This is a genomic window from Bifidobacterium felsineum, assembly GCF_002802915.1.
Taxonomy (GTDB): Bacteria; Actinomycetota; Actinomycetes; order Actinomycetales; family Bifidobacteriaceae; genus Bifidobacterium; species Bifidobacterium felsineum.
Genome location: NZ_PEBJ01000003.1, coordinates 282,589 through 307,625 on the forward strand (window position 1 = coordinate 282,589; position 25,037 = coordinate 307,625).

Consider the following 25,037-nt stretch of genomic DNA (forward strand, 5'->3'; position numbering starts at 1 on the left):
ACTTGGGCGTAAGTTCCCCTACCACATCACCTTGATTCCATTCAATCACGGGCTGAAATGGACGTTCCTGGCAATTCGAAGCGTCCAACGGACGTTTTGGGCATCCTCGATGTCCTATTTGGCGCTTCGAATTGCCAGGAACGTCCATTTCAGCCCGTATTTCCGACAATGGTTAGTAGGTTTTGAGGGCCAAATCGATGGTGAGCACAATGCCGGCGATCACGGCGGCGGCGCGCATGATATTCGCCGGAATCCTGCGGGTGATTGGTGGAGCGATGTAGCCGCCGATGAAGCAGCCGATGCACAGCATGATGGCGGCCGGCCAGTCGACTGCACCTCGCACGATGAACACCACGGATGCGGTGATGTTCGCACCGGTACCGATCAGAGTTTTCAGGGCGTTGATCTTATGGAACGGCCCGATTTTGGCCGCATCCAATACGGCGAGCGCACAAGTGCCAGCACCGGCTCCAAAGTAGCCGGAATAAATGGCCACGGCCCATACGCCAATCCAGACCCACCATGAGTCTTTGTTCATCGGCTGCACCGGCTGATCGATGGAAAGTTGAGCCGCACGGTCCTCGGCCTTACGCTGTTCGGCAATCGGTTCCGTTACCGTGGCTTGTTCGGCCGCACTGATGTGGTTCAGCTGGGCTGCGGCATCTACGGCCGCCTGCTTCGCCTGCATGCGTCCGCGAGGATTGACGGCGATGATGAGAGAACTAAACAGAATCAGCGCAGGGGCTGCGAACTCGAATACCTTGGGGTCGAGCTCAAGCAGCAGGAAAGCGCCGATGATGCCGCCGATGGCACCGATGGCTACATAGGTGATAACACGCAGAGTCTGCCCCTTAAGCTCACGATGAGCGCCCATTACACCGCCAATGCCGGTACCCACTACACCGACGGTATTGGAGGCGTTCGCCAGCACCGGTGGAATGCCGAAAGCAAGCAGTGCCGGGTAAGAGACCAATGAGGATGCGCCTACTGCATACCCCACGAATCCGGCACCGACACCGGCCAACAGAATCAACAGCAGCGAAAGTATGGAAAAACCCGCAATCATCCTTGTACCCTTCACTTGTTCAGGTCGGCACATCACCAGCCTTGAGCGAGGATACGCTGTTGAGGATTGATTGCGGGTTTTCTTTTGCTATATGGACTACAGGCTCACAGGGCGGCGTTGTAGTCACGGACCTTGAGCGTGCGGTGCGAGGAAGCCACGTTCTCCACAATCAGACGCTTCAGGGCGTTGTCGGCGGCGAAGTGCTCCTCCAGCCATGCGTCACCCAGCTTGGTGAGGGTGGCCGGATCGGCGTAACCCGGGTAGAGGCCATTGAGCAGCGCCTCGGCCATGTGGTAGGTCTTGTTGGCCCAGATCCAATCCACAGTCTCGAAGTACTTGGCGGCGAACGGCTCGGCCAACTCGGTGTTCGGCGTGGCAGAGAAGCCACGAGCCACGGCCTCGAGCTGGGAGTTAGTCAGCTCGGTGTTGTTGAGCGCCTGATCCCAAGCCCATTCCTTGGCCTCAACGGTCGGGCGTGCGGCGCGAGCGCCGAGTGCGAACTCACGGTTCACAATGGAATCCTTCTTAGCCAGCTGGGCTTCAACCTCGTCATCGCTCAACGCATTGACGGAGGTGAGGGACTGGATGATGGTCCAAGTGAAGTTGTTGTCGATCTCAAGACCAGGCAGGTTCACCGTGCCGTCAAGCAGGCCACGGGCGTTGGCGGCGAATGCTTCGTCGCCTTCCTCGCCGTAACCGAGGTAGGCGGTGATGAGCTGGAACTGGGTGTCGGAACCGGCTTCGGCGGCGTTGGCCAGCTTCCACAGCTCGGCGGCAACATGGCGTAGCACGTCTTCGCGACGGGCCGGCGCCACATAGTGGTGGGCGGTGGTGCTCATGCAGGCCAATGCGTAGCGGAAGGTGGTGGATTCGGTTTCGGTGGCCAGCAGGCGCAGGGTCATGTCCACGAAGCGCTCGGCCGGGAACTCACCGTCACGGGTCATGTCCCAGAAGGCCAGCCAGGTCACGGCGCGAGCCAGTGCGTCGTCGAAACGATGCAGGTTGGCTTCGGCGAAGGCCTGGGACTCGGCATCGAAGCGAATCTTGGTGTAGGTCAGATCGTCGTCGTTCACCAGGATCAGAGCCGGGCGCTGTTTGCCGGCGGCGGCTTCCACGATGGTGGTTTCGCCGTCCACATCGAGTTCGAACTGTTCGGTACGCACGATCTTGCCGGTGGCCTTGTCTTCGTTGTAGAAGCCGATGGCCAGACGGTGCGGGCGCAGCACCGGGTGCTCTTCAGGAGCGGTCTGGGTGAGTTTGAGCTCGGCGATGGTGCCGTCAGCGGCTTCGGCCACCGATGCGGCGATGGTGTTGATGCCGGATTCCTCCAGCCACTTGGCGCTCCATGCTTTCAGGTCGCGGCCGGAGGTCTTCTCCAGTTCGCCCAGCAGGTCAGCCAGGGTGGCGTTGGAGTAGGCGTGGCGGTTGAGGTAGCTGTTGATGCCCTTGAAGAACTGCTCGCGGCCCACGTAGAAGGCCAGCTGCTTCAGCACGGAAGCGCCCTTGGCGTAGGTGATGCCGTCGAAGTTGACGTAGGTATCGTTGAGATCGTTGATCGGGGCCACGATCGGGTGCGTGGTCGGCAGCTGATCCTGGCGCAGTGCCCAGCTCTTTTCACCGGAGCAGAAGGTGGCCCAGGCGTCGTGCCATTCGGTGGCCTCGGCGGTGGCCAACGTGGAGGTGAATTCAGCGAAGGACTCGTTGAGCCACAGGTCGTTCCACCACTTCATGGTCACGTAATCGCCGAACCACATGTGGGCGAGTTCGTGCAGCACGGTCACCACGCGGCGTTCGGCCAGAGCATCGGTCACCTTGGATTCGAACACGTAGGAGTCGCGGATGGTCACCATGCCGATGTTCTCCATGGCACCGGCGTTGTATTCCGGCACGTAGATCTGGTCGTACTTGGCGTACGGGTACGGCACGCCCCAGGTCTTGGCGTAGAAGGCGAAGCCCTTCTTGGTGATGTCGAACAGGTAGTCCACGTCCTTGGCGAAGGCGTCGGCCAAGGACTGGCGGCAGTACTGGGCCATCGGCACAGTGCGACCATCCTCGTTGTGGTATTCGGTGTGCCATTCGGCGTACGGGCCAGCGCAGATGGCGGTCAGGTAGGAGCTCATCACCGGGGTCGGCTCGAAGGTCCACAGGCGGCTGGATTCGTTCGGCTTGTTTTCCAGAGTGCCGTCAAGGGTTTCGCGAGCGTCATCTTCAATGCTGGCAGCCGGCATGTTGGAGGTGACGATCCAGCTCTTCGGGGCAAGCACCTTGAAATCGAACGTGGCCTTCAGATCAGGCTGATCGAACACGGCATAGACACGGCGAGCGTCCGGCACTTCAAACTGGGAGTACAGGTACACGTTGCCGTCAGACGGATCAACCGAACGATGCAGGCCTTCGCCGGTGTTGGAGTAACGGCACAAAGCGGTGACGGTGACCTCGTTCTTGGCCTTCAAGTGATTGAGTTCGATGCGGTTGTCCTTGTAGGCCACGGCCGGGTCGATCGATTCGCCATTGAGCTCGATGGCGGTGACTTCATCGGCAATCAGATCGAGGAAGGTCGAGGAGTCTTCCTTGGCGTTGAAGCAGATGAGGGCTTTGGAACCGAAGTTCTTCGGGCCCACGGTCAGGTCAAGGTCAACATGGTAGTGAATTGGCGCTTCGACTACGGCCTTACGTTCTTCGGCCTCGACACGGGTCAGATTCGATCCGGGCATAGTGTTCCTTTCATACAAAAACCTCCCTGTGCAAGGGAGGTGGCGCAAAGCGCCGGAGTGGAAAACGACTTTTCAAGTAAAGGTTAACTACGACTGTAGCGGGTCAGGGGTATTACGCTCCCCTGACCCGCTACCATTAACGGCACTCAGTGCTGGTCGATAATGTCGACATCCTGAGCGATGTCCGCCACAACCGGCACGATCATCGGCTTGCGGTGCAGCTGGCGGGCCACCCAGCCGCCCAGTGTGCGGCGCATGATCTGCTGCAGCTTATAGGTGTCGCGAGTGCCTTGCATCAGAGCGTCATTCAGCTGTTCGACGATCTGGTGACGCACCTTGTCGAATTCGCTTTCGTCCTCGGCAACGGCGTTCAGGTAGATCTTCGGGCCGGTGACGACTTCGCGGTTGTCGGTATCCACCACCACGAATGCGGAGACGAAGCCTTCGGTACCGAGGATGCGGCGTTTCTCCAGTTCGTCGTCGGTCAGTTCGCCGACGGAATCACCGTCGACGTACACGTAACCGCACGGCACGGAGCCGACGACTGCGGCCTTGCCGTGGTAGAGATCCACCACGTCGCCATCTTCCGCAAGCACCACGTTCTGCGGATCGACGCCGGTCTTAACGGCGATCAGGCCGTTGGCCACCAGGTGACGGTTCTCACCGTGGATAGGCATGGCGCACTTCGGCTTGACGATGTTGTACATGTACAGCAACTCGCCCTCGTTGCAGTGGCCGGAAACGTGCACGGCTGCGTTATCGCGGTTGACCACCTTGGCGCCGAGCTGCACGAGCTTGTTGATGACCTTGTACACCCCATGCTCGTTGCCCGGAATCAGGGAGCTGGCGAGAATCACCGTATCGAACTCGTTGATGTGGATGTCACGGTGGTTGCCGTCGGCGATACGGCCGAGGGCGGCCATTGGTTCGCCCTGGGAACCGGTGCACATGTAGACGAGCTTGTCATCCTGGATGTCGTTGGCCTGTTTCAGGTCCACGACGGTGCCTTCAGGGATGTGCAGGTAGCCGAGGTCGGCGGCGATGGACATGTTGCGGACCATCGAACGGCCTACGAACACGACCTTGCGGCCATACTTGTGGGCCGCATCCACCACCTGCTGCACACGGTGAACATGGGAGGAGAAGCTGGCCACGATGATCTTGCGCGTGGCCTGGGCGAACGCCTGATCCAATGCCGGACCGATGGAGGTCTCAGGCTTCACGAAGCCAGGCACCTCGGCGTTGGTGGAATCCATCATCAGGAGGTCCACACCCTTTTCGCCAATCTTGCCGAATTCCACCAGATCGGTGATCTTGTGGTCGAGCGGCAGCTGATCGAGCTTGATGTCGCCGGTATCGATCAGGGAACCTGCCGGAGTCTTGACGTAAACAGCCAGGGCGTCCGGAATGGAGTGGGTTACCGTGACGAACTCAAGCTCAAATGGGCCCACCTTGAGCTTTTCGCGGCCAGCGACCTCCACCTTGGTGGGGTTCTGGTGGTGTTCCTTGCATTTGGCGTCCACGAATGCGAGGGTCAGCTTGGAGCCGATCAGCGGGATATCCGGACGCAGCTTCAGCAGGTAGGGAACGCCACCGATGTGGTCCTCATGACCGTGAGTCAGCACCAGGGCGTCGACCTTGTCGAGACGGTCCTTGATGTAGCTGAAATCAGGCAGGATCAGGTCGACGCCCGGCTGCTCCTCCTCAGGGAAGAGCACGCCGCAGTCGATGAGCAGCAAATGACCGTTGTATTCGATCACGTTCATGTTGCGGCCGATTTCGCCGAGGCCACCAAGCGGCGTGATGCGCATGGAACCCTTGCGATACTTCGGCGGAGCAATCAGCACCGCATCCTGCTGAGGCGCAGTAGGCGCCTGATTGATCTTGCGGGACTGGTTGTTGCGGCTGGTCTGGCTCTTGCCGCCCTTGCGGCCAGAGCCACGACGGCGCGAGTTGCTGTTCTTTGTTGTCTTCTTTTGTTCTTGTGCCATATCTTCTTGGATTTTTCTGTTGTTTGTGCTTTCGCTCTGTCATGCGGAAGCGGCGGGCTGGCAACCCGTATACAGCAGCTGCTTACAGCAGTCCAGCGGCGCGCATGCCTTCTTCGGCCTTATCAAGCTGAGCGGCATCAGGGCCGATGTTCGGCAGGCGCATGGTGGTGGAGGGGATGTATCCCTTGACCTTGAGCGCGGCCTTGGCCATAACGGCCTGGTAGCCGTCGCCGTTGAGCGCGTGGACGAGAGGTGCGAGCTGATTGGCGAGACGACGGGCAGTGGTGATATCGCCACGATCGAATGCCTGGACGAGCTGCTGCATGGGGTTGGAGGCGACGTGGGCAATCACTGAGATGATGCCGACGGCACCAATGGAGAGGAACGGCAGGAACAGACCGTCATCGCCGGAATACCAGGCGAGACCGGTGCGCTGCTGCTTCTCCACTGCGGCTGCAAGATCGCCAGTGGCGTCCTTGACGGCCTTGACGTGTTCAAGTTCGGCCAGACGGTCATAAGTTTCGATCTTGACCTTCAGACCGGTGCGGCCGGGGACATCGTATACGATGATCGGCTTTTCTGCGGATTCGTCGACGGCCTTGTAATGGCCGACGATGCCATCCTGGGAGGGGCGGGAATAATACGGCATGACTACCAGCACTGCGTCAGCGCCGGCCTCTTGAGTCTGCTCAACCATACGCACGGTGTGTGCGGTGTCGTTGGAACCAGCACCGGAAATCACCGGTACATCAACTGCTTCCTTGACGGCCTTGACCAGCTCGACCTTTTCTTCCATATGGGTCACGGGCGATTCGCCGGTGGTGCCATTGACCACCAGACCATCCGCTCCATCGGCCACGAGATGCTTGGCGAGCTTGACCGCCGCGTCGAAATCAACGCTGCCATCTGCCTTCATAGGGGTAACCATTGCCGGCAGGATTCGGCCGAAAGGCGCAGGGTCAAGAAGATGCATGTCATGCTCGCTCATAGTGTTCACCGTACTTCCCATTGTGGACTCTTATGTAACCGACATAGAGCCCGTTGTTGTGATGCTTGTGATTCGTTTGTATGTCTGGTTTCACCTGTGGCGGGGGCGCTCACAGGTCAAGGAAATGGTCGAGGCCGACGGTCAGGCCTGCAGGAGCGTCGCCGGCGAGTTTGCGCACGGCGAGCAGCACGCCCGGCATGAAGCTGGTGCGATCGAAGCTGTCGGCACGAATGGTCAGCTGTTCGCCAACGTTACCAAACAGCACCTCTTCGTGGGCGTTTAGACCACGAAGGCGCACGGCGTGCACATGGATGCCGTCGATCACCTGACCACGGGAGCCACCATCGGTTTCGGTGGCGTCCGGCACCGGAGCCATGCCGGCTGCCTTGCGTGCTTCGGCGATGCCGCGAGCCGTGTGGATGGCGGTACCGGAGGGGGCATCAACCTTGGTGGGGTGATGCAATTCGATGACTTCGGCGGATTCGAAGTACCTGGCGGCCTTGACCGCGAAGTAATCGGCCAGCACGGCGGAAATGGCGAAGTTCGGGGCAATGAATACCTTCTGGGTTTCCGGCTTCGGCCCCTTCGCGATGGCTTCCTTGACTTGGGCGAGCTTCTCATCGGTCCAACCGGTGGTGCCCACCACCACGTCGACGCCTTGGCCGATCAGCGTAAGCACATTGGTCAGGCTTACACTCGGCACAGTGAATTCCACGACCACATCGGTGTTGTCGGGAGTGATCTGGGCCAGGTCGTCACCGGCATCCAACGCCAGCGACAATTCGGTATCCGATGCATTGTTCACCGCCGCAACCACGTGCGAACCCATACGACCTTTGGCACCGACTACAGAAACCTTGATCATGCTGCTCCCCTATATGTTCTTTAATATCTTTGTGTTGTACGTTGTACGCCTCTAAATCGGCAATCAGCCTATCACCAGCAGCCATGCAAACCAATGAAATGTCCACGGAATGGGGCTGCCGGTGTGATGCGAGAACGCGGTGCGCGACGACGATGCGGCGAAGCAATCAGGTTCGCCTCTTTGCCAATAGCCATCCGCACAATGCGAGCGGAACCGCGGCCAAGGTAAAGAGGAACGGCAGCATCATGCCCACGTGCGGGTTCGCCGCATCCAGAACGACGCCGGCCACAGAGGAACCAATCGATGTACCGACCGTACCGGCGGTAGTCACCCAGCTCAGTCCTTCAGTCAGGGATTCCGGCGGTACCAGATCCTTGACGATGAGGTTGCCGGTTGCGAACAATGGTGAAACCGTCAGGCCTGTCAGAATCTCGATGATTCCCAGCAAAATGAGGCTGTCCATGGTAAGGCGGAAGAACACGTATCCCACGGTGAGCAATGCAAGGAACATGACCATATGCGCCCAATGGGAGCCTTTGAGCTGTCGCGAGCCGAATATCAGAGCGCCGGCGCACGAGCCTACGGCGAACATGGCAAGCTGAAGACCGAGGAACGGTTCCAATCCCATGGTTTTCATCGTCGCGGTGATTGAGACGTCGAATGAGGTGAAGCTCATATTGAACACCACGAACACCGCGAGCAGCGGCAATACGCCCGCATAAAGCAGCACGCTCTTAGGCTTAGGCGCCTGCGTTTTCAGCTGGCGAAGCGTGAGCCGATCCGCGGCTGATGTATCCGACGAGCCCTTCTTCGTAGGTGTAGCCGTAGGTGCGGCGGACGCATTGCTTAGCGTGGCATGCTCGGATACGGATACAGTGACGGGCTCCACAATGATGCTCGGCTGCGTGGATTTGAGCGAGAAGAATATGGTACCGCCGATGCCGCAAGCCAATGTAGGCACAAACAGCTGTGAAACAGGATGGACTGAGGTAGCGAGCCATGCAGCCATAATCGGCCCCAAGATGAACACGATTTCGTCGATGGCTGCTTCCATGGCGTATGCAGTATTGAGCAGCTGCTCACCGTCTTCGACCGTGCGCAACGCGTATGCCCAACGTGTTCTGACCAATGCGCCGAATGAAAACTGCGTAAGTCCCATGATGATGGCTAGCACGAACAGCGCCGCTATCGGCACGCGGATCAGAGCCGCAAACGCGAACGACAGCATGGCGACGATCTGCACTGCGAGCGCTATACGGCCGACCCGGGCCTGGCCGAATCGGTCGAACGCCCTCGCATAAAACGGGGTGACGCAGGACATGGCCAGCACATACACGGCGCTCATGGTGCCTGCTATGGTCCAATTGTCATACAAGTGGTTCAGCGCCAGCACAATGCCGAGGCTCATCATGGAGATAGGCAGGCGAGCCACTGCTCCGGAAAGGCAGAAGGCTTTGGCCCCTGGCAGTGCGAATAGCCTCCGGTATGGGGAGGGATGGGCAGCATACGACGTGGTATCAACACGAGTCGTAGACACGGTGTTCTCCTTACTGGTAGTTCGTCCGACACGTGCGCCCGCCCACACGCGCCTTCCGAGGGTAGCGGTCCCTGAGCAACGTCACGCAGTGCGTTTCTCCCGCGGACAGATGCCGTTCTGATTGGCCGCGAGAACATAAGCTGTTCGACGCGCTTCAACGGCACCCAGTCATAGGCGTTGTCATAGCGCCTAGTCGTTGTCAGATTGTTCAGGGATTCCGGAGTTCAACTCGGTAAGGATTTCCTGTTTGGTTTTGGCGTGAGCATGAAGTTCACGCAAGCCTTCATCAGGCTCACTGACATAGTAGAGGGTAGCGTCGATACTCTCCAACTCCACATCCTCCACTACGGCGAGCAGCAGTCGATACATGTCGAGCTGGGCCAACTTGCGTTCGATGTCCGCGGTTTTGACTGGCCGTCTGCCGGTTTTCCAATCAACGATGGTGAACCGCTTGGACGCATCATCAGCGTTCAAGCCACCGGCAAAGACCGCGTCAAGCTTGCCATTGACGAGACCTATGCCGGGCACATCGACCACAATCGACCGCTCGGCCCACACCGGCATGCGATTGGCCCAATGCGATTGAGCCAATCGTTCCGCCCACACTGCTATGTCGCCATCCGTCGGCATAGGCACTCCTCTGTATCGATCGGCACCTTGCCGCGAACGCAGGCCGAGATACTGGCCCGCATATTGGTCTGTGTCTTGGCCGGATTCGATGAGTAGTTCCTGGTGCAGCTGTTCGGCCGGATTGCCCGCGTTCACGAATCGCTCCGCCCAATCATGGAAGCGAGTGCCTTCCTGCGCCGCAGGAGAGGAGAGCCGCGGCACTGGGCGCACCACATAACGCCAGTAGTCGCGCTCCTCCCGTTCGCTCATACCGCCAACACGAGCTTGCAGACTAGTGACGTTCTGCCGGCCTGCGGTGAGAATACGCTGCGCTTTGGCCTTCACCGTCTCATCAAGTGATTCCTCGTTCTCGCCGCCGCTCATCAAATCGATGTCATCGGCCAGCAGCTGCGCCCGCCGAGAAATCGGCCCGCATATCAGCTGCGAGGTCTCACCGTTGGAGGCTACGACTTGTTTCGCCTCGTCGATGGCTTGAAGAACGGAAGGAATGTCTTGTGTCAGTCGTTGTTGTATATCCGGGCTCAGCCGCGCCGGCCAATATAGGCCATCGATTTCGGATACTTGTTCCAATGGAGTACGCCAAGCATCGGCAACCACGGCCTTGCCATATTCTTCCGCCGCGTCTCCCACGAAGAATCCTTGAGGCGGTGCAATAGGTTCGCCTTCCTGGGTAGTGAGCGCCACCGCGTCTGAGAGTTGCGCCACGCATTGTTCCGCGCTTACCACGTGTGGATGAGCGTGCATGGCATCATGGATTTCCATCCAGAAGTTGGAGGGCGAGGACTTCCTCGCTCCCTTCTTCACCATAGAGGGATCCCTGCTGGACTCATTGGTATATGCGCAATAGGTCATCAGCACGTCTTTGCGCGCCCTGGTCAACGCCACGTAGGCCAGACGGCGCTCATCGGCATGCAGTCTGCGCCCGTATTCCTCCGTCTGCGTCAAATACCAACCGCTGCGGTCAGCGTCTTCTACACCGTCTCCGCAATCGCGAATGGAACCGAATGCCTCATCGTCGATGAGCTCCACGCCTTCCAGGGTTTGCAACATGGCAATCGGATCGGCATCCACATCGGCATCATGCGGGAAACGCGGCAGTATAGCGGCATCAGCTCGCATCGGCACTGGCACTGCAACCGGATCGGTAAGCCAGGAATGCGCCGTCTCATGATATTCGGGAGCTTGCCATTGGCCTTGTTCCGTGCCTCCTTCATGACCTTCCTCGAGCGTTATGGACAAATGGGATCCCTGATTACTGGGGAATCCGCCTTGTGCCATGCCGACGACCGCCACGGCATCCCATTCCAGACCTTTGGATTGGTGTACGGTCATGAGCTCCACATCCACCGGGGCATCCGGCAAGTTGGCAGCCTCGTCTTTCACGTTGCTCAGGTAATCGACCCACGTGATGAAACCACGCAACGTCGGCGTCTGATCGACATCGAGTTCTTGGGTATAGGTGTCGACCAAATCCACGATGGAGTGCATGGGCATTCGTGCAATCGTGGGATCAAGATGCCCTTCTGGGCGCATGGCATGAGCCACTACGGCATCGATGTCAAGATCCAATGCTTCGATTGCCGCACGAATCACTTCCGCCAGTGGGCGCCCAACGGCATGCTGCACTTGTTGCACCGCTTGCGCGGCTTGCGCGATGCCACGTCGTCCTCGTTCACTGAGCTTGTGTTCATATGTGGATAGGTCGTCGTGCAATAACAGGTCTGGAACGAAAACCATGTTGGCAACCTGGTCGCGATGCTCACGCACCACCGCTGCCTGTTGCTCCACGGGAGTGTCGACAGGCACCAATCCCGCCTCGGCCAAGGCCCTGAAACGCTGCTGCGTGTTGAGTTCTTCGGCAATCGACGCCAAAGCGGTCAAATCAGCCGCCGACAGGTTGAACCGTGGAGTGGCCAGCAATCGCATCAGCGACTTGGCATCGGTACGGTCGGATGCCACATGCAGCAATGCCAGAATGTCGCGCACTTCAGGACGTTCCAACAATGCGGAATATCCCACAACGAATGTGGTGAGACCTGCCCGTTCCAGAGCCTCCTGATAGAGAGGCATTCGAGGTTTGCCACGGAACAATACCGCCACATGAGCCGAGTCCGGCTCACGCTTGCGGTATTTCTTTACCGCACGCTTGCAGAACCGCACCACGGCATCGATCTCCTGGCCGATTGTCGCGTATCCGAGCACTCCGAGGGTGCCTTCCGGGGCGTTATCCAATGCACGCAATGACGAGACACCGACCTCATGCATCAGTGAACTTGAGGGTCGTGCTGGGCGGGAGCGCAACGGAAGCGTCAAATCATTGGCGGCCTCGAGCACAATCTGACTGTTACGCCGTGTAATGGATAGGGGGAATGGCTTGGAATCCCCCGGCATACGGAAGTCATGCTGGAACATGCGGAACGCGCCCGGGCTTGCGCCACGCCAAGCGTAAATGGATTGGAATGGGTCGCCCACGGCGTTGACCGCGCAACGGTGAGCGTCGTCCGGATGAAACAGCGCCGCAATCAAGGCTGCCTGTGTAGTGGAAGTGTCCTGATACTCATCCAGCAACACATGACTGTATCGACGACGTGTTTGTTCGCCTATGGAGGGGAATCGCTCGACGAGCTGATATGCAGCAATGGTGAAATCAGAGAATTCAGCCATATTCCGCTCTCGTTTGGCCTGGGCATATGCCCGCACCAGTCGCAGCAGCGTCTCACGTTTACGTGTTGCCGCAAGCAATTCAGCACAACGGTAGACGCATAAGGTATGCATTTGCTCGGCACGGATATCCAGCTTGGCTTGCCAGCTGGCGTCCGTATCCTTTTTCGCCTTTTTTATGGTGGTGATTTTAGGTTCTTTTTCGGGAATGGACTCCCCTTCAAGGTTCCGTTGCAACACCTTGATAAAGGCGTCATCCCACTGATGCACCCGGTCCACGGCCTCTTCGAAATCCGTGCATCCGGCACCAATCATGGCGCTTCCTATTGCAGACGACAAATCGATGACCTGTTGAGCTACCTTGGCGAGCGCGCCGAAATCTTCACCGGATATCAATTCCATGTGCTGGTCGATAACCTCGATGGCAAGCTGCAAGGCACTGGCTTCGCTTAATGGCTGTGTGTTCTGGTCAAACCCGACGAGCAGACCGTATTGTCTCACCAACGTCTGAAAGAACGCATCATAGGTGTATATCGCCGGCTTCAAAAAAGCATGGTCCCATGATGTGGCAATGTTCCCGCCTTGAACTTCTTGACCACCCGTGCCGCTCACCGCGGCCGATACTCGTTCGAGCAATTCGCCAGCGGCTTTGCGCGTGAAGGTAAGGCCGAGAATGCGTTCAGGGGCTACACCGCCTTGAATCAGGGCGATGATGCGCTGGGTCATGGTGAAGGTTTTACCGGAACCCGCACCGGCGACCACAAGTACATCGCTATTGGCGGGAGCGTTGATGATGGCCGACTGCTCAGGGCTTGGAGTAAACGCGCTCATGCTTGTCTCGTTTCAAATACGGTGTCCACCTGGCCTGCGCAGGCCGGGCAAACGTTCTTCATACGGCAGTGTTCGATATGTGTGCTCTGCGGGTGTGCATCCAGCGTCGCCGATCTGCTGGCCGCCGCGGCGTAGAATACACGCGAGATCATGGTGAGCGACCACATGGTTTGCGTGCCGGCAAGACTGAGGAACTGCTGCCACTCCTCCTCACTCACGTTGCGCGGCCGCTGCTGCGCCGATGGCACCGGCACATCACGGAATTTATCCAGCGACGGGTAGCCGGTCCGTTGAGTAAACGGTTCCGCATTCAGGCTTCCTTCAGTGAATAGTGGAGGCTGGAATGTTCCTTCTGGCGCACGGCTTTGCGCAGGAGCCGCGTTATGCCCAACATGGAACAAAGCGCTTTGCCCTATTCTGGGCGCTTTACGCAATGCGGCCGCACCACGAGGACCGTGTTCCGGAAACACCAGTCCCAGCTGATAGCACACCAATTGAAGATCGTTGAATACTTGCTTGCCAACCGGCAATGCGCCGGTCTTATAGTCTATAAGACGGATATTGCCGGTACCGTCAGCGAGCTCGCGTCTTTCCACGCGGTCCATGCGGCCGGAGAGGCGCACGACCAGGTCCTCGCTCATACCTTCCGGCCAGTCGTTTATCAGCACTCCCATGAGTTGCATCAACGTATGTCGGTCAATGCGATTCATGCCAGGAACGGCATTGTAGGCAGCGAGAATGTCGTTCAAATCGAATCGAGCCGTGAATTGCAGCTCGCAGTCGACGTCTCGCAATGCACCAATGTTGAACTTGCCGAAATTCTGCCCCAGATAGGATTCCTCCGCAGACAGCACGAAATAGCTGGCGATATTATGCAGCATATCCTTGGCGGCATCATCCTTACGCACAGCTTGGTATCGTTCTCGAATGTCACTCACTGCAGTCGGATCAGGCCGTTTTTCTTCGTATATGGCCATAAGTCTGTCTCTCACTGCCTGGATACGTTCCTCTTTGCCTGCGTCGGCATTCAATCCCAATGATGCAAGTGCATGGGCATCAGCATCAAGACGATCCATATGCTCCTCGCTACCCTGTTGCGCCACAGCGTGAATCAACGTGCCGAATCCCGCATTCACCGAACCCGGCTGTGGCCCGGCGAACTGATGCTCCAGCCGCCAGCACACCGGGCAGGCCCATAATCCGTCCACCGCCGAAGGAGAGAGCGTGACAACCGGTTGCTTGTCGTCAGGTTTTTGTTGCGTCGCTATGCTGGCCTGCTGGTCAGGAGCATAATCATCGTGCTGGGTGAAAGCCCAATGCTTCGGATCCGCAGCATCAATCCCGTGAGCGGCAAGTATGCCCAAAGCGGCTGCCGCATCTTGTTCTCGACCAGGGGAATCCGACGTCTCCGCGAGCACTACGCGTGCCGCCGCTACCAGATCACGAGGATTGCCATCCAAACCGGCGTACAGCCCATCTGGCTCATCGGCATATTCACCATTGTTCACATGATCAGCATGAGCGACATGATCATCGCAGTAGCCCACCTCAGTGAATACCGCTTCCTCACTATTTCTCGGGTACCGTTCCGGAAGATATCCGAACAGGAAGTCCGAGGGGCTGGCGTCATCGCTCCAAACAGCACTGACGAATACCTGTTCGGATGCTCTGGTCAACGAAACGAGGAAGCTTTTCTTCTCGCTGGAGAGCACCGATATAAATCGTGGATCATGGCCTTGCGCATCGGTATGGACCAACGCTCCCCGCAGCACGAGTTCCGCGAGCTCCTCGCCCCCAAACATAGTGTTGCGGCTGGCGAGATTCGGCCACACATCCTGTTCAACTGCGGGAATCCATACATATGGCCAATGTCGGCCGGCCGCACCCGCTGGCGTAGTAAGGCTCACCGCATCCTCGACCGGACCAACATGCGCCAGGGAATCCGCTTGCACTTGCATATTGCGCACTTGGGCGATGAATCCTGCGATATTATCGCTGGCTGTAGAGGCCTCAGCGAATTGGAACAGACGCATGGCCGCATCCAATCGGTCATTCGCAGATCGTCCATCCGGCGTATTCGCCAATGCTGTCTTCTGCCATGGCAATGCCACGCCTGTAGCATGCCATGCGATGGACAAGACATTACCAGGCATGTCCCGTTGATCTTCCGGAAGCGTACGTAATTCCTCACTGACCTGGTCAACGAGATTCCACAAATTCATGAATGCCTGTGCCTGAGGATCATTGCCTAACACCGCGTTCACTGCGGCGAGTACCTGATACGCCGAAGCGGATTGATCATCCAAAGCGAGCATTACGAACAATGCATCGACACCGAATGCGAGATCGGCATGCGCAGCACCGTCCACAATGGTGTCATCAATGATGAGGGACGGTTCAGTATGCCCCTCATACGAATCTGGCGCCGAATCAGCTGCGCGGAGTGAGGCCGCATCGTCGCTTAATGCGTGCCAACCATTCACCAATGCGGCTAGAGAACCTTCCTCACCAGCCACTGATGCCAATGATTCCAAAGCGTCCATTGCTGATTCGACTGGAGCCAGACGTGCGGCCTTACCTTGCCCCGGTTTCCTTCCAGTGGTGACAAGAGGACCATTCATAAGGGTCTTCACTCGTGCACGCGTATATGCGGCTATCTGAGCCATCGTCATGTCGCAATGCCGTATGTCTGCGACACGAAGCCTCGCGAGTTCAACAAGTGCAAATAATCCTTGAATGAACGGCTCATCCTTGAGCGGCCTCGTGACCGAGGAGTACCGGACCGGCACGCCATCACGCCGTAAACGTTCACCAAACACACGTACGGCGGCATTGTCATGCGCGATGACCGCCATATCGTTCCAACGAACGTGCCCGTCAAGATGAGTGCGTTTGACACGCCACACCACATCATCAAGTTCTTCACGCGAAGAACGATATAAGCCGGTGAGCAACGAATGATCGCTCGAATAATTCCGCTCACCAGCATGTAAAGCCGCGACCAGTTTGCCGGGACGCTTGGCAAGAGGCAATTCCTCTTCTTCCTCCGATGGGATGGACAATGAGATCCGCGATGCTACCACCTGCGCATAATTCGGTTCCGACTCCTGCTGATCATGCGCACTTTGGGAGAGTAACGGAACCACGATGGCATGTAATTGCCCTGAACATGCTCGATGCATGAGATATTCGGGATACGACCCGCGAAATGTCTGTACCGCCTCGTCCGGATTGCCGACCAATACGATTGCGGTACCAGACTGATGCAATTCCTCCAGGAAACTCAGACCAGCCAGAGTAATGTCCTGCGCATCATCCACCACTATGAGCCGGGGAATAACCGTATTCCTCAAACTGGAATCCGATTCATCATGTGTTTGCAGGGAGTCTGCATCATCAACCCAGTCGGACTGACGACTTCGAATGTCTCGCACCTCACGCGCACCGGCCACCAGCAGATACGATGCATCCAGACGATATTGACCCGGATATGCTTCCGACTGCGCATGAATGTATTCCGCGCGCAGGGCAAAGGCCAGTCTCCACTGCACCAACAGACGCACATCCGATTGAACGGCATGCAGCAAATCAGGTTCGTCACCTCGACTTATTCCAAGCTCATCCAGACGAGCGAGCATATCTCGCAATTGGCTGATGAACGCATCCGAAATGCCGCGCGCCATGGTTTCCACGCTGGTGGAACCGCCAACTACGGCCGCACCGGAATCCATGATCAGTGCAGCCCATTGGGATTGGGCAAAATACTCACGCAATAGCTGGCACGTCTCACACTCATCACCGGCAATGGCATGAGCCATGTGCAGCGCCATGACACGTCTGAGCAATGCATCCTGCTCAGCACCATTCAGCAAATGCGGCTCAGACAGCCCTGATTCAGCGCGCGATGCCGCGATCAGCCGGAAAGCAACTGCTCCCAGAGTGGTCACCGGTCTGGCCTGGGTGGAAAAACCGCGCTCACGAATCACCCGGTTGCCTAACTGTTCGGCGGCGATACGACCGGACACAGTCATCACCGCTTCCGATCCACCGTATCTACGCAATCCTTCCAGCAATACGGAAAGCGCATACTCCGTTTTCCCCGCACCGGGCACTCCGATTACCAGCCTCGACGCACCATCGCGTTCGATGCCATCCAGCAGCAGTGAAAAGTTCCTATTCTCATTCATGGTTCAAGACTAAGCCCCAAATTCCAGGAGGGAAAAAATTTACCGCGCTCAAATAATGCCTTTATGCTGGCGGTATCCTGAACAACAGGGGCGACTTGGATATTTCGCATCAAGGGGGAGGAATCATGTCCGTTACTATTGCACCGCCGCAATTGCCGGGCTATGACTTTGTGCAGCAGTTGGGTTCCGGAGCAGCTGCCACGGTTTTCCTCTACAACCAGCGTATGCCTCAACGACCGGTTGCTGTGAAAGTCAGCAATACCACGCTTGATTCTCGTGCTGCGGCCTCATTCAACCGCGAGGCGAATTTCATGGCGACGCTTTCCTCGAATCCTTATATTCTGTCGGTCTATGATGCCGGCATCACTGCGGATGGCCGAGGCTTCATGGTGATCGAATATGCTTCCGGCGGAACGTACGACAATGCGATGAAGACACAGTCCTTAAGCTGTGAGCAGGTACTCGACCTCGGCATCAAACTCGCCGGCGCCCTCTACAGTGCGCATCGGAACAACATCATTCATCACGATATCAAGCCCAGCAATATTCTCATCACCGCTCAGGGACTGCCAGTCTTAAGCGACTTCGGCATATCCTCTGACGTATACGATCGGAATGCCACTGGATTCTCGTTGCCATGGGCGCCGCCCGAGGTACTTGAACATCGTTCCAACGGCTCTGAAACAGCTGACATCTATTCGTTGGCGGCCACATTATATGCACTACTGGCAGGAAGCTCTCCCTATCAGCATGACTATCATCCGCATACGCAGTCGGAATTGGCGGATCTCATCATCAATCATCCGCTTCCTCGTATTGGCAGGCCTGATGTACCCGCAAATGTGGAATCCGTGCTCAGCAAGGCTTTAGACAAAGATCCCGATCATCGTTATTACTCAGCGTTGGAATTCGCTCGGGCCATGCAGCGCGTGCAGTCGGTTGACTATGGTCATATCACTCCCGTGGTCGCCGATGGCGTATCCGCGTATCCGAAAGATTCCATGCGCCGGCGTCATAGCGAGAACGCAACCTCAACGCAGACTCATGCCGGGCGCAATTGGCTTAAGCCCACGCTAATCACCGTATGCGCGGCGGCGGTCATCGCTTCCATTTGCCTGATATTCGTTTTCGTGGTGTTCCCCAGGATGGACACATCTTCGACTTCCGGTATTACCCATGCGAATGCTCCCGGAGCCACGGAATCGGATCGCGGAAAAGATGTTGCCAAGAACGATGACACCATCACCGATATCATAAACGGACAGGTACCTTCCCCGGAAAACCTTTCCGGGCAGTATGCTGCGGACGGCACATCAGTGACTTTCACGTGGATGAATCCGGATCCGCGCAACGGCGACTCCTACGCATGGTCGTTGATTCAATCGGATACCGTTGACCAAAACGTTCAAACGAGCATCACCGAAGCAACATCCATCACCGTCAGTCCTCAGGAAGGTTCACAAACCTGCATTCAGGTGTCCCTTGTGCGAATCAACCGGCAAATGTCCACCAATCCCGCCATCGCTTGCGCGGCAAGACCATAAGCCAGCGAGAGACTGGCGCGAAGAACAAGGGGAGTTCGGGGGAAAGTTCAATGGCACACTCGTCACATGCACATAATCGGCGAAGGCTCAACGCCATTACACGCCGCATGCCTCTATTCCGGCAGCATACCTGGCTGGCACCCATGCTCACGCTTCTTGCGCTGTTGGCGCTGGTTGCCGGAGCGGTAATCATCAGTTCAGTAACCAGACAACATGTGCAATTGGATGACGGAACCGTATGGGTCACGTCGTTCAGCCACCAGAAGGCAGCCCGATTCAATGTCAAGAATCAGGAAGCCGACGCCGGAGTTTCTTCATCGGCACCACAATTCGACATTGCCCAGCACAATGGCAACACGATATTGACCGAACCAGGCCAAGCCACCTCCATCAAAGCCTCCACCGTAAGTACCGATGAGAAAACCGACGTTAAAGCCAATACCCTAGCCCTGAACGGTGGCGATACCCTTGCGTTCATCAACGAACAAACAGGCAATGTATGGGCAGGACCGGCCGATCAACTTGACGACCTGACACCGACCACCACCGCGCCACAGATGAAACTGGGATCAGGTGGTCGTATCGCGGTGACCCATGAAGGGACAGTCTATGGGTATCGGCCGTCAGATGGCATGGTCCTGATGCTACAGGAGCCAAATTCTTCCAACCCACAGGAGTTGACGTCTCTTTCCAATGGAAAGCAGCAAACAGCAGATAGCTTTACCGTCATTGGCGATACGCCAGTCATCACCTCGGGCAATACCGTGATATTCAACAATAGGAGAATCACAATAGACACCGTCGGCACATTGATGCTTCAAGCCCCTTCAACCGATGGCAGGCAGACCACATGGGTGGCCGCCGCATCGCCACGAGGCGTTGCGGCAGTCGAATTGAAGTCCGACGGCAAAGCACGCTTCCTCGCCACCGAAGGTACAGGAGACCCCGCTCAACCGGTTTCCCTGAACGGCTGCGTATATGCGGCCTGGAGCCAGAAAGCCCGTAATTACATCCGCATATGTGGCGCAGATGCATCGGACGATGATTTCAAGACCTTGGAATCGGTGAATGCCACATCCCAGTTGGTGTTCCGCACCAACCATAGGCTGGTAGTGCTCAATGATGTAGTCAACGGCAACGTATGGAATCCTAATAGCAACACCAAAGTCATCAAGATTCAGTGGAACACCATACAAACCGACCACAATACACAAGACCAGAGCACCAACGATTCAGCAAACAACCATCGCGATTTTTCAAAAACCTGTTCCGCACAATCAGGGCAGATTCAGGCCGAGAACGATCAGATAGGCGCACGAGCCGGATCCGAGCAGATTCTCGATGTGCTGCACAACGATGAGCAAACCGACTGTTCGGTGTTGACCATCACCAAAGTGAGCGCCGTTAGTGGTGCCAGTATCACAGTGTCCTCGATTTATGACGGTCGGTACCTTCAGATGGATGCATCGGCAACATCGACAGGTACCGCGACGTTCTCATACGATATTTCGGACGGTCGTGGGCAAACCTCCACCGCCATGGTGACGGTGACTTTGAGCGATCAGGGCAATCATGCCCCGGAACAATCGGACACGCCGCCGGAAATCAACGTCGAACAGGGGGCAAGTTATACGGCCAACGCGCTTGGTAGCTTCACTGACCCGGATGGCGACCCATTGACGCTTATCTCCGCGGCCGCGCAGAACAGTGATCAGGTCCAGGTCTCCACGAGAGCAGACGGTCAACTTACTTTCAATACCGGCGCTCAAGCTGCAGGACGAGTCAGCGTTGAAGTCACCGTATCAGACGGCGAGGCAACCGGCACCGGGATACTTTACTTTTCGGTGAAGTCAGCCAATACCCTGCCAGCGGTCATCGATCCGGTTACCAAAGCCACAACGCCGAACACCGATACCGTTATCGATCTTGCGCCCTATGTTCATGGCACTTCCACGCGGCCGGCGCAGCTCAGCCAAGTCGATACCCCGAATGGCGCGGTCACAACCTCCAACGCCGCTGATATGTCGATCTCATTCAAGGCCTCCAATCCCGGCACGTATTATGTGCCATACACCATTACCCAAGGTCCGATTCCCGCAACCGGTCTGGCACGCGTTGAAGTGCTACCGGTTACCGGCGAATCCGCCAAACCGGTAGCCGCCAATGATGTCGCCCTGCTTGGAGCGGATAATACGGCAATCGTGGAGCCGCTTGCCAACGACGTCGATCCGATGGGAGGCATCCTGTCCGTGACTACGGTAAGCGCAGCAGCTGATTCCGGTATCAAAGTCGGTCTGGTAAGTCATAAACGCGTATATATCACTGCACGTCAAATCCCGACAAGACCAACGCCAATCAGCTATACCGTGGCCAATGCCGCTGGTACGTCCACCGGCACCATAGTGTTGCAGCCACCAGCGTTAGCCGCTTCCAACTCAGCTCCCAAAGCGAGCAATATCAATACGCAGGTCCGCACCGGAGGCATCGTGTCGGTGGATGTGCTCAATCATGTCGATTATTCGGACGGCACCACCGTGCGTCTGAAAAACAATCTGCAATACGACAAGAGCACGTTCAAAGGGCTCGCCTTCGTCTCCGCGGACACGGTGCGATACCAGGCCTCGCAGGAAACAGGCGTATTCCCCATTACGTATACGGTGGAAGACAATCTCGGTAATGTGGCCTCAGCCACCATCACTATCACCGTTCATGAGAGCAATGCGGAAAGCAAAGCTCCCCCAACCCCGCATAATACGGAAGCCCAAGTGGCCGCAGGCCAGAAGGTTCGTATCCCCATCACACTGACCGGCATTGACACCGATGGCGATGACGATCAACTACTGGGCCTAGGCAACAAAGTGCCGACTTTGGGCCGTATCTCAGAAGTGGGATCGGATTATCTCATTTACGAGGCTTATCCGGATTCCTCCGGCACGGATACGTTCTCTTATGCCGTGGAGGATTGGACAGGCCAACGAGCACAGGCGCAGATTCGTGTGGGCGTTTTCCAAGGCGCATCCGATTCCGGCGTATACGCGCGCGATGATGCAATCACATTGCGTCCCAACACGGCCGCCACTGTGCCGGTGACGCAAAACGATATTTCCGGGGACGACACGGATCTTACGGTGAGCGACAACATTGAAGCCCAAGGCATTGAGGGTGTCAGCGTGCAGGACAATATGATTGCGTTCACCACTCCCCCAAACGCCACCACCGCATATATCGCCTACACGGTTCGAGACAAGGCCGGGCTTTCGGATACCGCCACACTCAGCGTGAACGTAGATCCCAATGCGCCGATAGAGCCTCCTACGGCATATGACTATCGCGTACCTTCAGCCGCCACTATCGATAAAAAGACCGTGGACGTCGACGTATCACAATGGATTGCCAATCCTTCCGGCACAACCGATGAACTCAGCGTCGCCGTGCATCCCTCCGCCGCCGATCATGCGCGTGTCAAAGAAGGAAAGCACTCGACCATCATCACCGTTGATCTCACCGCACAGGCACGAGCCGTACCGTATACGGTGACGAATACGACATACAACATCACTTCCACGGCATTCATTCAGGTGCCGGCCTATGGTGTGTTCCCTCCAACCCTGCGCCCCAAAGCACCCGAGCTCAAAGTCAACGCCCGAGAAACCATCCAAATCAACATCAATGATTATGTTCGCGTAGGCGCGGGAAAGGAACCATATATCGAAAGCGCCGATTCAGTCAGCGCCACCAAAGCATCAAATGCTGACCTCTATGTGAATAGCACCACGCTGAAATTCACCGCGGATAAGGATTATGCCGGCCCGGCGTCAATCACCTTCACGGCGGTTGATGGCAAACCCGGATCATCCAAAACCAAGATCATCAATTCCGCGGTAATCACTCTGCAAATCACAGTGGTCGGGCGAGATGTGCCGCCTCCCACATTTTCCTCACCCACCATTGACGTAGAAGCCGGCGCCGAGGCCAAAACCATTGATCTTACGGCACTGACCCACTCACCTAGCGGCCTGTATGAAGACGAGAAGCAGTACTCGTACTCTGGCGGCACTTCCTCTGGACCAATCACATCCAGCCTGTCTTCATCCGGCTCCTTGAAGATTGCGGCACGGGTTGACGCAGACCCTGGTACCACAGCGTCAATACCCATAGCAATCAAGTACAGCAAAGGAACCGTGAACGCCGGCATTACCGTGCGCGTCGCGGTATCCACACGTCCCCTTGCACGTATCAGCAACAAATCAGTTACCATCAAAGCCGGTTCCACCGCAACGGTGAACATGTTGGCCGACGCCTACAATCCATTCCCGGAAACGGCATTAAGCGTCACCAACTGCCGAACCGACGACACGTCCAAACTGTCCGTCACCAGTTGTGGGTCATCAGGGACCATTGTCATAGCCGCTGCAGCTGATATCGGGGCATCTTCCAATATGGTTCTGGTAGATGTGTCAGACGGCACCAAAACCAAAGAGCGTGAGGTTACCGGCAGCATCACTGTTTCCGTGATTGATAAGCCCGGCACTCCGTTGCTCTCCCCGATCGCCGGAGATCCGCAGAACGGTGCGGTGAATCTCAGCTGGACTCCCGGATCGGCCAACGGCAGTCCGATTACCGACTACAAAGTGCAGTGGACGGGTGCCGGCACCGGCGAAAAATCCTGTGGAGCAGTGACAGCATGTCAAATCACAGGACTTACCAACGGCAACACCTATTCCTTCACCGTCAGCGCCAAAAACGAGGTTGGATGGTCCAAAGCATCCAACCCAGTCAGCGCGACGCCAGACAATGCACCATCCGCTCCCACCAATGTTCAGGTGCAAGGCGGCAATAAACAGGCGACCGTAACTTGGAATCCCCCTGAAGGAGATTTCAGCGCAGTCGACAACTACACCGTCACCATCACAGGTGCGGGAGCCGCACAAAGCAAAGAGACCGGAGGAACAAATACACGAGCCACATTCGAGTTCAACAACAACGACATTACCGATGGCACGACCATAACGGCAACGGTCAAAGCACATAACAAGGCCAATTGGGGGCCAGAGTCCACGGCGTCCAGTCCGCAAAACATTTGGGGAGACCCAGATGCTCCTACCGTGACGATGACCAATGAAGACACCACGATAACCGTCATCGCAACGGCAAACGACAATCGCAATGCCGGGTGCATCAGTATCGCCATCTCCGGAGCGGCAAATGCCGATGTCTCATGCACAGATGGCACCGCAACGTTCACTGTGCCGGAAAGCGCACTCAACACGGAGGAGTTCACGGTCAAAGCCACGGTGCAGCCCAAGCTCAGCGCCGATCCGGCATCCGCACAAACGCAGATCAAGCCGTCGTACAGCGTCAAACCGCCTACGAATGTAAGTACCACCGTCAATGCGGACCAGTGCACTGTCCAATGGTCCAAGCAGGGGCGAGCCCAATCATTCCAAGTGATCGCGAATGGCATCGGCACTGACACTGTATCCGGCAATGCAACATCATATGCATTCACCATGAGCCCCTGGGCCACATGCAGTGGCGCCTCGGTCATGCAGACGTTCAACGGAACATCCAGCACACCGGCAACAGGCGGACCGGAGACAGGAAAACCATACGTATATGAAGTACCGGTGGATATCACAGCACCGGACGAACTGCGTTGGGCAAACAATGAGCAGGTCATCAATGTCTCCGGCGGATCGGTCAATACCTATGGCAAAGACGCGACCATTCAAATCATCATTAACGACAAACCTTTCATCTGGATTCCCGGACGGCCTTTGGACGTTACTGGATTGCCACGCGCGGACACATACACCTGGAGCGTTGCGGTAACCGGCAATAACGGTTTGCATGCCCTTGACAACACGGCACAAGGCGGCACCGTTCAAGGATCGCGTCCGGGGGACACTTCAACGGCCCCGATGTCACTGAGAGCATCCAGTCAGGTACGAACGCTTGCCGAACATCCCTGGATACTCGGTTTGGCCAATACACCTCAATAATCCGCGGCAATGACCGCAATC

10 protein-coding genes are annotated in these 25,037 nt (G+C 57.0%); 2 read left to right on the forward strand and 8 right to left on the reverse strand.

The window, feature by feature from the left end; translation table 11 throughout:
- Positions 1-172 precede the first annotated feature (172 nt).
- The 8 genes from CSQ86_RS07550 to CSQ86_RS07585 form a co-directional block, all read right to left on the reverse strand.
- Complete coding sequence (locus CSQ86_RS07550; protein WP_100494492.1) at positions 173-1,066, reverse strand: sulfite exporter TauE/SafE family protein; 894 nt, start codon at positions 1,064-1,066, stop codon at positions 173-175.
- 104 nt (positions 1,067-1,170) lie between these two features.
- On the reverse strand, positions 1,171-3,780 hold the full coding sequence (gene pepN, locus CSQ86_RS07555) for an aminopeptidase N (RefSeq protein ID WP_100494493.1): 2,610 nt from the start codon (positions 3,778-3,780) through the stop codon (positions 1,171-1,173).
- A 146-nt stretch (positions 3,781-3,926) separates the two neighbouring features.
- Positions 3,927-5,771, reverse strand: coding sequence for a ribonuclease J (locus tag CSQ86_RS07560; RefSeq protein WP_100494494.1), 1,845 nt, complete (start codon positions 5,769-5,771; stop codon positions 3,927-3,929).
- 82 nt (positions 5,772-5,853) lie between these two features.
- The gene (gene dapA, locus CSQ86_RS07565) at positions 5,854-6,759 is read right to left on the reverse strand and encodes a 4-hydroxy-tetrahydrodipicolinate synthase (RefSeq protein WP_100494495.1); all 906 of its coding nucleotides are present in this window, start codon (positions 6,757-6,759) and stop codon (positions 5,854-5,856) included.
- A 109-nt stretch (positions 6,760-6,868) separates the two neighbouring features.
- On the reverse strand, positions 6,869-7,624 hold the full coding sequence (dapB, locus tag CSQ86_RS07570; protein WP_100494496.1) for a 4-hydroxy-tetrahydrodipicolinate reductase: 756 nt from the start codon (positions 7,622-7,624) through the stop codon (positions 6,869-6,871).
- A 166-nt stretch (positions 7,625-7,790) separates the two neighbouring features.
- On the reverse strand, positions 7,791-9,161 hold the full coding sequence (locus CSQ86_RS07575; protein ID WP_100494497.1) for an MFS transporter: 1,371 nt from the start codon (positions 9,159-9,161) through the stop codon (positions 7,791-7,793).
- 189 nt (positions 9,162-9,350) lie between these two features.
- Positions 9,351-13,283, reverse strand: coding sequence for an ATP-dependent DNA helicase (locus tag CSQ86_RS07580; RefSeq protein WP_100494498.1), 3,933 nt, complete (start codon positions 13,281-13,283; stop codon positions 9,351-9,353).
- Complete coding sequence (locus CSQ86_RS07585) at positions 13,280-17,470, reverse strand: PD-(D/E)XK nuclease family protein (RefSeq protein ID WP_100494499.1); 4,191 nt, start codon at positions 17,468-17,470, stop codon at positions 13,280-13,282. The genes CSQ86_RS07580 and CSQ86_RS07585 overlap by 4 nt, the downstream gene beginning before the upstream one ends.
- Before the next feature lie 125 nt (positions 17,471-17,595).
- Between CSQ86_RS07585 and CSQ86_RS07590 the strand changes: the two genes are divergently transcribed.
- The gene (locus CSQ86_RS07590) at positions 17,596-19,014 is read left to right on the forward strand and encodes a serine/threonine-protein kinase (RefSeq protein ID WP_165773790.1); all 1,419 of its coding nucleotides are present in this window, start codon (positions 17,596-17,598) and stop codon (positions 19,012-19,014) included.
- A gap of 50 nt (positions 19,015-19,064) precedes the next feature.
- Positions 19,065-25,016, forward strand: coding sequence for a fibronectin type III domain-containing protein (locus CSQ86_RS07595; protein WP_100494500.1), 5,952 nt, complete (start codon positions 19,065-19,067; stop codon positions 25,014-25,016).
- Positions 25,017-25,037: the final 21 nt, after the last annotated feature.

Coding starts and splice junctions, on each gene's coding strand:
- CSQ86_RS07550 (WP_100494492.1), bottom strand. CDS start 1,066: ATGATTGCGGGTTTTTCCATACTTTCGCTGCTGTTGATTCTGTTGGCC.
- pepN (WP_100494493.1), bottom strand. CDS start 3,780: ATGCCCGGATCGAATCTGACCCGTGTCGAGGCCGAAGAACGTAAGGCC.
- CSQ86_RS07560 (WP_100494494.1), bottom strand. CDS start 5,771: ATGGCACAAGAACAAAAGAAGACAACAAAGAACAGCAACTCGCGCCGT.
- dapA (WP_100494495.1), bottom strand. CDS start 6,759: ATGAGCGAGCATGACATGCATCTTCTTGACCCTGCGCCTTTCGGCCGA.
- dapB (WP_100494496.1), bottom strand. CDS start 7,624: ATGATCAAGGTTTCTGTAGTCGGTGCCAAAGGTCGTATGGGTTCGCAC.
- CSQ86_RS07580 (WP_100494498.1), bottom strand. CDS start 13,283: ATGAGCGCGTTTACTCCAAGCCCTGAGCAGTCGGCCATCATCAACGCT.
- CSQ86_RS07585 (WP_100494499.1), bottom strand. CDS start 17,470: ATGAATGAGAATAGGAACTTTTCACTGCTGCTGGATGGCATCGAACGC.
- CSQ86_RS07590 (WP_165773790.1), top strand. CDS start 17,596: ATGTCCGTTACTATTGCACCGCCGCAATTGCCGGGCTATGACTTTGTG.
- CSQ86_RS07595 (WP_100494500.1), top strand. CDS start 19,065: ATGGCACACTCGTCACATGCACATAATCGGCGAAGGCTCAACGCCATT.